This window comes from Nocardia jejuensis NBRC 103114 (genome assembly GCF_001613145.1).
Taxonomy (GTDB): Bacteria; Actinomycetota; Actinomycetes; order Mycobacteriales; family Mycobacteriaceae; genus Nocardia; species Nocardia jejuensis.
Map to the genome: position 1 here is coordinate 133,354 of NZ_BDBU01000043.1, position 10,666 is coordinate 144,019.

Annotated in this window: 13 protein-coding genes; 8 read left to right on the forward strand and 5 right to left on the reverse strand. The window is 68.8% G+C overall.

The features are described from left to right. The first annotated feature begins 48 nt into the window (after positions 1-48). A complete protein-coding gene (locus tag NJ1_RS29495) occupies positions 49-1,275 on the forward strand; it encodes a L,D-transpeptidase (protein ID WP_067700438.1) in 1,227 nt (408 codons plus the stop codon). A 118-nt stretch (positions 1,276-1,393) separates the two neighbouring features. Further along, positions 1,394-2,443 (forward strand): NADPH-dependent curcumin/dihydrocurcumin reductase, encoded by a 1,050-nt coding sequence (gene curA, locus NJ1_RS29500; RefSeq protein ID WP_245717633.1) that lies wholly within the window; start codon positions 1,394-1,396, stop codon positions 2,441-2,443. Positions 2,444-2,453: 10 nt separating this feature from the next. On the opposite strand, the gene NJ1_RS29505 is transcribed toward curA, so the two are convergent. Further along, a complete protein-coding gene (locus NJ1_RS29505) occupies positions 2,454-3,110 on the reverse strand; it encodes a hypothetical protein (RefSeq protein WP_157574325.1) in 657 nt (218 codons plus the stop codon). 95 nt (positions 3,111-3,205) lie between these two features. Between NJ1_RS29505 and NJ1_RS29510 the strand changes: the two genes are divergently transcribed. Next, positions 3,206-3,604: a DoxX family protein gene (locus NJ1_RS29510; RefSeq protein WP_067700448.1), complete on the forward strand. Its 399-nt coding sequence runs from the start codon at positions 3,206-3,208 to the stop codon at positions 3,602-3,604. 96 nt (positions 3,605-3,700) lie between these two features. On the opposite strand, the gene NJ1_RS29515 is transcribed toward NJ1_RS29510, so the two are convergent. Beyond that, positions 3,701-4,603: a LysR family transcriptional regulator gene (locus NJ1_RS29515; RefSeq protein ID WP_067700451.1), complete on the reverse strand. Its 903-nt coding sequence runs from the start codon at positions 4,601-4,603 to the stop codon at positions 3,701-3,703. An 80-nt stretch (positions 4,604-4,683) separates the two neighbouring features. On the opposite strand from NJ1_RS29515, the gene NJ1_RS29520 reads away from it, so the two are divergent. Continuing rightward, complete coding sequence (locus tag NJ1_RS29520) at positions 4,684-5,334, forward strand: SDR family oxidoreductase (protein WP_067700454.1); 651 nt, start codon at positions 4,684-4,686, stop codon at positions 5,332-5,334. Positions 5,335-5,510: 176 nt separating this feature from the next. Here NJ1_RS29520 and NJ1_RS29525 read toward each other — a convergent pair whose 3' ends face one another. Then, positions 5,511-5,999 (reverse strand): hypothetical protein, encoded by a 489-nt coding sequence (locus NJ1_RS29525; protein ID WP_245717634.1) that lies wholly within the window; start codon positions 5,997-5,999, stop codon positions 5,511-5,513. A gap of 263 nt (positions 6,000-6,262) precedes the next feature. On the opposite strand from NJ1_RS29525, the gene NJ1_RS29530 reads away from it, so the two are divergent. Beyond that, positions 6,263-7,192 carry a serine hydrolase gene (locus NJ1_RS29530; RefSeq protein WP_218025284.1) on the forward strand — a complete coding sequence of 310 codons (930 nt, stop codon included), beginning with the start codon at positions 6,263-6,265 and terminating at the stop codon, positions 7,190-7,192. A 6-nt stretch (positions 7,193-7,198) separates the two neighbouring features. Here NJ1_RS29530 and NJ1_RS29535 read toward each other — a convergent pair whose 3' ends face one another. Beyond that, on the reverse strand, positions 7,199-7,807 hold the full coding sequence (locus tag NJ1_RS29535) for a TetR/AcrR family transcriptional regulator (protein ID WP_084478978.1): 609 nt from the start codon (positions 7,805-7,807) through the stop codon (positions 7,199-7,201). 111 nt (positions 7,808-7,918) lie between these two features. On the opposite strand from NJ1_RS29535, the gene NJ1_RS29540 reads away from it, so the two are divergent. Continuing rightward, a complete protein-coding gene (locus NJ1_RS29540; RefSeq protein ID WP_067700474.1) occupies positions 7,919-8,557 on the forward strand; it encodes a VC0807 family protein in 639 nt (212 codons plus the stop codon). Here NJ1_RS29540 and NJ1_RS29545 read toward each other — a convergent pair. Continuing rightward, a complete protein-coding gene (locus NJ1_RS29545; RefSeq protein ID WP_067700477.1) occupies positions 8,523-8,879 on the reverse strand; it encodes a nitroreductase/quinone reductase family protein in 357 nt (118 codons plus the stop codon). The two genes, NJ1_RS29540 and NJ1_RS29545, sit on opposite strands and share 35 nt — an antisense overlap. Before the next feature lie 285 nt (positions 8,880-9,164). Here NJ1_RS29545 and NJ1_RS29550 point away from each other — a divergent pair, with 285 nt between their 5' ends. Further along, positions 9,165-9,365 (forward strand): hypothetical protein, encoded by a 201-nt coding sequence (locus tag NJ1_RS29550; RefSeq protein WP_067700480.1) that lies wholly within the window; start codon positions 9,165-9,167, stop codon positions 9,363-9,365. Between the two features lie 125 nt (positions 9,366-9,490). Continuing rightward, a complete protein-coding gene (locus tag NJ1_RS29555) occupies positions 9,491-10,618 on the forward strand; it encodes a bifunctional lysylphosphatidylglycerol flippase/synthetase MprF (protein WP_067700483.1) in 1,128 nt (375 codons plus the stop codon). Positions 10,619-10,666: the final 48 nt, after the last annotated feature.

The following is a 10,666-nucleotide window of genomic DNA, read 5'->3' on the forward strand; positions in this document are numbered from 1 at the left end:
ATGCTGTGCTGCAGTGCGGCGCACGGCGATTACCGGGAGGGAGGGCCTATGCAACCCCACCGTTTTCGATCCATCGCCGCCACGAGTTGGCTGATGGCGCTGATCGCCGTACTGGTCGCATGCTCCTCGTCCCCGGCGTCGAACCCGATGCCCGGCGGCACTCCCGCCCCCGCGCCCCCGGCCATCACCGTGACTCCTCAGCAGGGCTCCGAGCGCGTCGATCCGTCCGCGCCCGTCGAGGTCAGCACCAGCACCGGCATTCTGTCCGCGGTCACCATGACCAACGAGGACGGCCGGGTCATCGAGGGCACGCTCACTCCGGACAAGGCGACCTGGAAGCCGAACGAACAACTCGGATACGGCCACACCTACACGATCAAGGCCGAGGGGATGGCCGTCACCGGAACCACCGGACCGGTCACCGCCACCTTCTCCACCACCGCCCCGAGCAATCAGACCAAGGTCTACCTGAACACCACCGGCGGGCAGTCGCTCGAGGACGGCGGCACCTACGGCGTCGGCACGGTCATCGTCGCCCACTTCGACGAGGCCATCGGGGACCGGGCGGCCGCCGAGAAGCGCATGGTCGTCACCGCCGAGCCCAAGGTCGACGGCGCCTGGTACTGGATGGATGACCAGAACGCGCACTGGCGGCCCGAGCACTATTGGGCGCCGGGCACCAAGGTGACCGTCGCGGCGAAACTCTACGGACTCGAGGTCGGCCCCGGCCTGTTCGGCCAGGAGGACAGCCGGACCTCGTTCACCATCGGCGCGGCGCACGTGTCGATCGCCGACGACAACACCCACATGGTCGACGTCTTCGAGAACGGCAACCTGATCCGCAGCATGCCCACCTCCATGGGCCGCGGCGGCAGCGAAACCATTGGGGGAAAGACGATTTCGTTCTGGACCCAACCCGGCGTCTACACCGTGATGGACAAGGCGAATCCGGTGATCATGGACTCCTCCACCTACGGCCTGCCGATCAATTCCCGGCTCGGGTACAAGGAGGCGATCGGCTGGGCCACCCGGATCAGCAGCGACGGAATCTATTTGCACGCACTGGATTCCACCATCTGGGCCCAGGGCAGCAGCGACGTCTCGCACGGCTGCCTGAACCTCAGCTCGGACAACGCGCGCTGGTTCTTCGACTACTCCGTCTCCGGCGACGTGGTCGAGGTGCGCAATACCGGCGGCGCACCGCTCGAGGTATGGCAGAACGGCGACTGGGGTCTGCCGTGGGATCAGTGGACCGCCGGTAGCGCGCTGCGCTGAACTCACCTCGCGCGCTGCGCTGAGTTCACCCAGCGCGCTGCGCTGATCTCACCGCTGAGCGGGACGACCGCCGCCGAACCGGACATCGCGCGCGGGGCGGCGACCGACAATGGGCACAATGGGGACCGTCACCCATCGAAAGGTCGTACCGCCGATGAAGACCACCCGCATCGTGCTCGCCTCGCGCCCGACAGGTAGGCCGGAGCCCGCGAACTTCCGCACCGAAACGGTCGAACTGGATCCGCCGAAACCCGGCCAGGCCCTGCTCCAGACCCTGTATCTCTCCCTCGATCCGTACATGCGGGGCCGCATGAGCGACGCGCCCTCCTACGCACCGCCCGTCGAGATCGACGAGACCATGTGCGGCGCGACCGTGTCCCGGGTCCTGGAATCCACGGATCCGGCGCTGCGACCGGGCGATATCGTGCTCGGCTACGGCGGCTGGCAGACCCACTCGGTCGAATACGTCAGCTACCTGCGCGCCCTCGACCCCGCCGCGGCCCCGATCACCACCGCGCTGGGCGTGCTGGGAATGCCCGGCTTCACCGCGTACTCCGGGCTGCTCACCATCGGCCGCCCGCAGCCCGGTGAAACCGTCGTGGTCGCCGCGGCCACCGGACCGGTCGGCGCGACGGTCGGGCAGATCGCGAAGATTCAGGGTGCCCGCGCGGTCGGCATCGCCGGCGGCCCGGAGAAGGTTGCCCTGCTGCGCGATCGCTTCGGCTTCGACGCCGCGCTGGACCACCGCGCCCCCGATTTCGCGGATCAGCTGGCCGCCGCCACCCCCGACGGCATCGACGTCTATTTCGAGAACGTCGGCGGTCCGGTCTTCGACGCGGTCCTGCCGCGTCTCAACAAATTCGCGCGAATCCCGGTGTGCGGCTTGGTCGCCAACTACAACGACACCGAACTCCCGCCCGGCCCCGACCGCCTCTCGCTGCTCATGTCGAATGTTCTGCGCAAGAGCCTCACCCTGCGCGGTTTCATCCAAACCGAGTTCCTCGATCAGGCCGGCGACTTCTATCCCGCTGCCACGCAGTGGCTGGCCGACGGACGCCTGAAGTACCTCGAGGACGTCGTCGACGGTCTCGACAACGCGGTCCCGGCCTTTCAGGGGCTGCTGACCGGGAAGAACCTGGGCAAGCTGGTGATCAAGGTCGCCGAGTGACGCGCGGCCGCTATCGCATGGCCGCCGTGTAGGGACGCAGGCCGAGGGTGATGTCCACGCAGACGCCGAGCAGGACGTCACGCTCGGTCCGATCCAGCGCGCGATGTGGGGACAGGCGCGTGCCGAGCACGGGAACCGCGAGGGCGCTCCCGGCCTCACCCCACCAGAGGTAGGTGTCGTAGAGGTCGTTCGCGACGCGGGCGAGAGACCAGCCGGCCGCGGTGCGAACCACATCCAGATGCGCGACCGCCGCGCCCATGCGGTCCAGGACCAGGATTCGGAACAGCGCCGCGGACATCGGTTCGTCCGGATCGGGCACGAAGTGGAAAAGCGTTCCGGCCGTGGCGCTTACGGCGGTGGAGGTCCGCGCGCGGGAGATGGTGCCGATGGCGGCGCCGTCGCCGCGGCGCACCACTGTCGGTGCGGTGGTCTTGGATTCGACCCAGACGATCGAGCCGTCGGCGTACCGGATCCGATGCTTGCCGGTGCCGCCGTTCCGCACGCCGAGGGCGATGGCGCTCCTGGCCACCGGGCCGTTGCCCGCACCCCGGACGGCGACCGCGAGCGGATCGCCCGGACCGGTGCGGAAGATGATCCGCAAGGCGTGCGAGGTCGTGTACTCGACCCGGCCCTCGATCATGGTCGAGCCGATTCGCGGGCCTGACATCCAACGATCCTAGGCCCGGGCCCGCACAGGCACAGCCGCTTTCGGCGACCCCGCGGGCACCACCGCGTGTCCTGTATGCCCGCTATGCTGCCGCAATGACAGACGAGCTATCGCTTTCTCGCACACGGCGCGATCCGGCCAAGATCCTGGCGGTGTTCCTGTTCGGCGCGGGCACCATGCACTTCCTGACTCCCAAGCCATTCGACGCGATGATTCCGCCCGCGCTTCCGGGCTCGCCCCGCACCTACACGCAGGTGTCGGGCGCCGCGGAGATCGCGGTGGCCGGGCTGCTCATCGCCCCCGGGACCCGGCGGCTCGGCGGCCGGCTGGCCGCCCTGCTGTTCCTGGTGGTCTGGCCCGGCAATTTCCAGATGGCCTATGACTGGGGCCGCAGCGCCAAGCCGCTGCCCGTCAAAATCGGTGTGTTCGCGCGTCTTCCGATGCAGCTGCCGATGATCGCGGCCGCCCGCCGGGTCTACCGACACGGCCGCTGACCGTCGATTCGGGTGCGCTCCTGGACGTCCGCGCGGGGCCGACCGGCGGATGTGGTTGCCGCATCGGCGGCACGGCATCCTTCACCGCCCACGGGATCAGGCCGGTGCGGCATGCACCGCGGCGGGTATCGGGACGCCGCGCCTGAGCACGTCGGCGACGAAGGGCCGCACGAGCACGTCGCTCGGGGTGCCGATCAGGCAGAGAAGATCGCGTTGCACGCGCGGCCGCATGCGGCGCAGCGTGCCTCGAAAGCCCGTGCCCAGCGCGGTGGTCGGCACCAGAGCGACCCCGACGCCCGCGGCCGCGAGTTGCGCCGCCGTGCTCGCCTGCCGGGTCCGCATACCCACGGACGGCACCATGCCGTACCGGGCCGCCTCGGCGTCCAGCCATCCGGCGAGCCCGTGGTCGGGGTGGTAGTGGACCAGGGGCTCGCTCGTGAGCTGATCGAAACTCACCGACTTGTGTTCCGCCAGAACATGTCCCGGCGGGAGCACCGCCACGATCTCCTCGACCCCGATCACCGCCTCCGCGCCGGTCCATCGAGTCGGTCGCGGCCCGATCGCCACATCGGCCACGCCCGAATCCAGCAGTCGCACCAGCTCGTCCGCGCTCGTGGTCTCGGTGAGAGTCAAGCGCACCAGGGGATTTCGCCGCAGCCAGGTGCGCAGGACGGGCGCGAGCAATCCGGCGGTCATGCTCTCCGCGCAGGCCACCCGCAGCTGACCGCCCGCACCGTGCGCCACCGCACGTCCCGCGCCCACCACCCGCTCGGCCGCGGCCAGCGCCGCCCGCGCATCGGCCTCGATGGTCCGCCCGACCGCGGTGGCCCGCACGCCGCGCGGCAGCCGTTCCACCACCGGTGCCCCGATCTCCCTCTCCAGCGCCGCGAGCTGATGCGACAGCGCCGGCTGTGACAGGTGCAGCGCGGCCGCGGCATCGGTGATCGATCCGGCGTCCAGCACCGCGACCAGACATTCGAGGGCTCGCAACGTAGGCATTCGTGAATTCTATGGATCACCTCGAAAACATTCGCATCGCGACGGGATGATTCACCCGCGGCGAGAGCGCTGATACCGGTATGACGACACTCCGGAACAAGACCCTTCTCATCATCGGCGCCGGCTCCGGCATCGCGCAGCGGATCGCCGTTGACGCCGAAGCGCAAGGGGCGCATGTCGTTTCGACGAGCAGGCCCGAGGTTGACCTCACCGACGAGAAATCCCTTCGAGCCCTGGCCGAACGCGTCGGCGAGATCGACTACCTGATCTGCCTGGCCGCCGATCACGCCAACGGGCCGGTCACCGAACTCGAGCGCGATGCCATCCATCGCGCCTTCGACGCCAAGGTGATCGGGCCGATCCTGCTCGCCAAGCATCTGAGGTTCCGTCCCGGCGGCGCGATCCTGCTGTTCTCCGGCGTGGCCGCCTGGCGTCCGGCCCCGGGCCGCACGGTCATGGCGGCCACCAACGCCGCGGCCGCCGCGCTCGCCGAAGCCTTGGCGGTGGAGCTCGCGCCGCTGCGAGTGACCGCGCTGTCGCCCGGAATCATCGACTCCGGAGTGTGGGACGGTCCGGCGAAGGAAGGTTTCTTCGAGTCCGTGGCGGCCCGAAACCCCGCTCGCCGCATCGGGACTCCCGCCGACATCTCGGCCGCGGCGCTGTCTGTGCTGACCAACCCGTTCATCACCGGCACCACCGTCCATGTGGACGGCGGGGGCAGGCTCGCCTGACGCGGCGATCCACCCGACGGCAACACGAGAACCGAGGTGATGGCGTGGCTGCCATCACCTCGGTCGTCTTCGCACGATCCGATCCTGTTTACGCCATCACCACGACCGCCACACCGACTGTGCTCGGGTCGGGGCTCAGGGAATCGGCAGGGTTGCGGTCTTGTCGCGTGGCGGAATCAGGCGAGAGCGAACGACAGCATCTGCGACGCGCCGCCCGCGTCCCGAGACCAGGAATACCCGAACCAGACGCCGGGGGTGACCTCCCGGATCTCGTCGTACACCCACGGCAGCGGGGACGGCGCGTAGTCCAGCGCCCAGGTGGGCTGCCCGTCCATGATCGCCGGCGCGGTGTAGACGTCGGCGCGAATGCCTTCCACACCCGCGGGAGTCAAGCGATTCATGAGGAAGCCGCCGTCCGGGCCGGTGTAGAAGGTCTTGCCGATCCAGAACGCGGGCGCGATCGCCTTCGTATCGGGCGGGCTCGTCACCCAGCCGTCGTGGACGCCCATCGGTACCGCTCCGCGCGAGGCGTCACGGAAAATGCTCTCCAGTTGCCCGGGCGCACAACGGAAGCGAAGCGAGTCCACCGTCGCGGCCCGGTTGCCGGGATACAGCACGCAGCCGGCACCGTAGTCGGCATCGGCGTGAGCGACGGTCGATGCCATTGGACCGAGGATGAGAACTGCACCTATGCCACCCAGAGCCAGGGATCGGCCCAGGGTATTTCGGATGATTTCGCGGTTCTTCGTCATCGTTGTCTCCACCGGGTTATGTACCCGACCCATCAGCGATGCTAGTTCGCTATCAGTTAGCCAGACCAGGCTTGACGCCTAAATGAGACCAACCGTTCGGTATAGAGCGGACGGTTGACAGCGAACTGACAGCCGGGAGTCGGAAACCCTCCCAGGTTCACGTCGATAAATAGGTCATGACCTCGATACCGGCTCGACCGCGGCGGTTCCGGTGGTTGCTGATCGCCGCGGGCTGCCTCGCCACCCTCGTCACCACCGCGGCGGCGGTCGCCCCGCAGGCGCTGGCCACGCCCCACGAACAGATCGCCGTCGCGCGGCAGCCGACCATCGCACCGGTGCCGCCGGTCACCGCCGCGCCGACGAGCGCTCAGGCATCGGCGACGGCGCTGGGCCGGCGGATCGAGGCGGCCATCGAGGCGCTCTCCCCCGGCACCACCGTGGGCATCGACGTCGTGGACACCCGCACCGGCAGCACTCTCGCCGGGCTCGATACCGATCAGCAGTTCTACACCGCCTCGGTGGTGAAACTGCTCATCGCCATCGACGATCTGGAAAGCCAAGGAACACAACCTGATTCAGATGCCACCAACCGGATCAGCGAGATGCTCTCGGCCAGCGACGACGACATCGCCGACCAACTCTGGGACGCCGACGGCGGGGACGCCATCGTCACCCGCATGGCGGACCTCATCGGACTGACCGACACCGCGCCGCCACTGGATCCGGCCCAGTGGGGTGAGACGCTGATGTCGCCGCGCGATGTGGTCAAGGTCTTCGGCTACATCACCACCACGCTGCCCGAGCCGGACAGAGACCTGGTCATGAACGCATTGAGCGGGGCGACCCGGATCTCCGCGGACGGCACCGACCAGTACTTCGGCATTCCGGACGGGCTCGGCGGCGACGCCTGGGCGATCAAACAGGGCTGGATGGCGCTGGACAGCTCGACCACCCTGGACACCACCGGCCTGGTCGGCGCCGACCCGAACATGCCGCTGCGCTACGCGGTGGTCATCCTGACCACACAGCCGGCCGATACCAGCTGGGACACAGGCGTTTCCGCGCTCACCGCCGGAGTTGCGTTGCTGCACACCGTCATCTCATGAGGGCGGCTATCTCATGAGCGCGCTGTCCCGGCCGATCCAGCGGCGCACCCAGCCGCGTGCGATACGGCGCGCTCGTTCCGGCGACACCCGCTCGGGCTCGGTCAGCACAGCGATCGAGAGCCCATCCAGCAGGGCGAGCAATTCCGCCGCGCCGTCCCGGGATTCGTCCACGCGGGCCTGATTCGCCTTGCCGAGCGCCAGACACAGCACATCCTCGGTGTCCTGCCACTGCTCTCGGTGCAGCGCCGCGATCAGGGGATCGTGCGCGGCCCGGGCCACCAGCGCGAGCCACATTCGGGAGAGCCGGTGATCGGGGGCCGGCGTCAGCAATAGTTCGGTGAGCCCGATCAATCGCTCATCGGGAGGCAGATCGACGACCCCCGACTGATGAAACCGCGCGATCGCCTGATCCCGCACGTGATACCAGGCCGCACCGAGCAGATCGGTCTTGGTCGCGAAGTAGTACTGCACGGTCCCGATCGACACGCCTGCCCGCGCGGCCAGATCGCGAATGCTGACGCCCTCGATGCCGTTCTCGGCAATGGCGTCGGCCAGCCGATCCAGCAGTTGCGTCCGCCGATCCGCGCCCGCAGCGGTGGTTCGCCCCTCGCCCATCACCGCACCCCTCTCTCATACGTTCGTATAAAAATGTCTTGCGTTGCCCGATAAATCAACCATACACTCGTATGAATTACAGGTTCGAACACCTACCACGGTCAGGTCGACATGACTTCCACACCCCGCAATCGGTCCCGGATCCTCTGGCTGGCCTGCGATCTCGGCGTCTCCCCCGCCACCTTCTTCCTGGCCCAGGCCGCCGGGGTCGGAGTGGTTCACGCTCTCGAGATCGCCACCGTCGTGGCCGTGATCTGGGTGGGCGTCACCGCGATTCGCACCCGCACCCTCGACGCCCTCGCCCTGACGATGGTCCTGACCTACGCGGTCATGCTCGCCATCGCAGCCGCCACCCGAGACCCCCGCCTGCTACTGCTGCGCGACCCCACGGTCAGCGCACTGGCCGGTCTGCTCTTCCTGGCCAGCGCCCCCACCCGGCTCCCCGCCACCGCCGAACTGGCGCGCCGCCTGCACGGCACGCCCCCGACGCCGGAGCACATCCCCTCGCATCGCGTGCAGAGCCTGGTGTGGGGCACCGCGCTGACCGCCGAGTCCGCCGCCAGGTCGGCACTGGTGTTTTCGATGCCGATCCCGGTGACCGCCGCGGTCTCACCGCTGCTGGAATTGGCCGTGATCGCGATCCTGGTGGCCTGGACCTGGCGCTACCGCCGTCGGCACCCCGCGCGCGTCACACCGGACGCGGACTCCGCACCCGTCAGTTCGATTCGTCCAGGCGTACCTTCACGCTGACCCGGCCCCGCTCGTCACGGCGCGAGGTGGCATGTCCGGTTCGCTCGATCCCGTCGAGCCGCAGGCTGATCGGACCGCCCTCGCCGAGAAAGTTCTTCCACCACGACTTCTTGTCCGGCATGGCGACGCCGATCAGAATCGCCTCGCCCGAGCGCCGATAGTTCACCGGCGTGGTGAACGTCTTGCCCGAGCGCCGCCCGACATAGGTGATCACGGTGAACCCGCGCCCCATGATCCCGCCGAGCACGCTCGATTCGGTCAATGCGACCACTCCGGAATTGAGACCCCGGACGATCGGTCCCGCCAACCCTGCGAATGCCATGAATCCTCCTGCTAGCCGAACAACCCCCGTCGTGAGCCTAACGACATTCCTCGAGAACGCCCGACCCGCAATGTTCAACGCTTGTTCCGATCACCGACCGATGCGCGCCCACCGGCGATAGCACCATGCATCGGTGTTGTCGGAGCTGTCCCTGATTTCCGGACCCGCGCCCTGGCTGGTGTCCCGGACCCGTCCGGCGACCCCGAACCCACGCTGGGCGATCGACGCCGCACCCTCGACGCCGCATTCGACTGTGACGCAACGGCATTCGACCGGGTCAGCCCGATGGCACTGATGCGGACGCGGCGGTATCCATCCTCCGCCGGGAGCTTCGTCACCGGCGCGGAGGAGACGAGCGGCGTCGTCGCCCAGCGCGGCGCGGCCGCAGCGGCCCGGGCCCCGGGAATGGACATCCGCATTCGCGAGCTGCCCGGCGGCCACTCCTGGCAGGTGTGGTCCGCCGGACTCCGCACCGAACTGGAGTGACTCTCGAGCCGCCTCGGCCTCGTGCGGTGACCCGGCCCCGGATATCGGAGCCAACCCGCCCACGAGTGACCCCGATCACATACGATCTGAAAGCTTTTCTTTTCACTGATGCTAGGAGTTCGGCGTTGCCCGCTTCCGTCACCACCCAGCTCGACCCCCGCTCGCTCGGTGCCGAACGGAATCCGGGACTGCCGACCCTCGTTCGGCCGCTGCGGAACATCTGTCCCGACAGCCGGGTGCGCGCGCTGCTGAGCGGTCACGGGACGAGCAGCATGTCCTGGATGACCACCTGGCCCGGCAATCGGTACTGGTTCGATCACGACGCCACGGGGTTCGTCGCGTTCCGGGTCGTCGGCCGGGTCGCGATCAGCACCGGTGAGCCCGTGGGCCCGGATCCGGCGCGCACGCTGGCCGGTTTCGTCGCGCACTGCGACGAGATGCGGTGGACCCCGTGCCTGTACGCCGTCGGCGCGGATTCCCGGGCATTGCTGGCCGCGGCCGGGTGGACCTGCCTGCAGATCGCCGAGGACGCGGTCATTCCGCTCGAATCGCTGACCTTCACCGGCAAGGCGCATCAAGATGCGCGCACGGCCCTCAATCGCGCCCGCGCGGCCGGGGTCACGGCACGGTGGATCGACTACCGCACCGCCTCGGCCGGGATCACCGCGCAGATCGAATTGGTCTGTGCGCGATGGCTGGCCGACAAGGGTCTGCCCGAACTCGGCTTCACCCTCGGCAATGTCGCCTCGCTCGCCGATCCGCGAGTGCGCTGCCTGATCGCGATCGACGCGGCCGATCGAGTGCACGCGGTGACCTCGTGGCTGCCGGTACACAGAGACGGGGCGGTCGTCGGCTGGACCCTGGACCTGCAACGCCGGCTGCCGGACGGCTTCGGACCGGTGATGGATTTCCTGATCGCCTCCGCCCTGCTGACCCTGCAGGCCGAGGGCGCGGAATTCGTGAGCCTGTCCGGAGTTCCGCTCGCCCGTCACTGCGACGTCGAGGCTCGCCACCCGTGGTTCGAGCGCGGCCTGGATTTCGCCGCGCGAGCGCTGGAACCGCTCTACGGGTTCGCCAGTCTGGCCGCGTACAAGCGCAAGTTCCGCCCGTCCTACGCACCGCTGTACGCCTGTTTCCCGAGGCGCCGGCACGCCGCCCGGGTGTCCGCCGCGGTCACGCGCGCCTATCTGCCTTCTCCCCGTGGGCAATTGGCGATCGCCGCTGCCCAAGCCCTCGCGGGCCGGACGTCGTGACGGCGTGGCTCGCCTCGCTGTCGCTCGTCGACGGGCCGCTGCCGTGGA

Coding starts and splice junctions, on each gene's coding strand:
- NJ1_RS29495 (WP_067700438.1), top strand. CDS start 49: ATGCAACCCCACCGTTTTCGATCCATCGCCGCCACGAGTTGGCTGATG.
- curA (WP_245717633.1), top strand. CDS start 1,394: ATGGGGACCGTCACCCATCGAAAGGTCGTACCGCCGATGAAGACCACC.
- NJ1_RS29505 (WP_157574325.1), bottom strand. CDS start 3,110: ATGTCAGGCCCGCGAATCGGCTCGACCATGATCGAGGGCCGGGTCGAG.
- NJ1_RS29510 (WP_067700448.1), top strand. CDS start 3,206: ATGACAGACGAGCTATCGCTTTCTCGCACACGGCGCGATCCGGCCAAG.
- NJ1_RS29515 (WP_067700451.1), bottom strand. CDS start 4,603: ATGCCTACGTTGCGAGCCCTCGAATGTCTGGTCGCGGTGCTGGACGCC.
- NJ1_RS29520 (WP_067700454.1), top strand. CDS start 4,684: ATGACGACACTCCGGAACAAGACCCTTCTCATCATCGGCGCCGGCTCC.
- NJ1_RS29525 (WP_245717634.1), bottom strand. CDS start 5,999: ATGGCATCGACCGTCGCTCACGCCGATGCCGACTACGGTGCCGGCTGC.
- NJ1_RS29530 (WP_218025284.1), top strand. CDS start 6,263: ATGACCTCGATACCGGCTCGACCGCGGCGGTTCCGGTGGTTGCTGATC.
- NJ1_RS29535 (WP_084478978.1), bottom strand. CDS start 7,807: ATGGGCGAGGGGCGAACCACCGCTGCGGGCGCGGATCGGCGGACGCAA.
- NJ1_RS29540 (WP_067700474.1), top strand. CDS start 7,919: ATGACTTCCACACCCCGCAATCGGTCCCGGATCCTCTGGCTGGCCTGC.
- NJ1_RS29545 (WP_067700477.1), bottom strand. CDS start 8,879: ATGGCATTCGCAGGGTTGGCGGGACCGATCGTCCGGGGTCTCAATTCC.
- NJ1_RS29550 (WP_067700480.1), top strand. CDS start 9,165: ATGGCACTGATGCGGACGCGGCGGTATCCATCCTCCGCCGGGAGCTTC.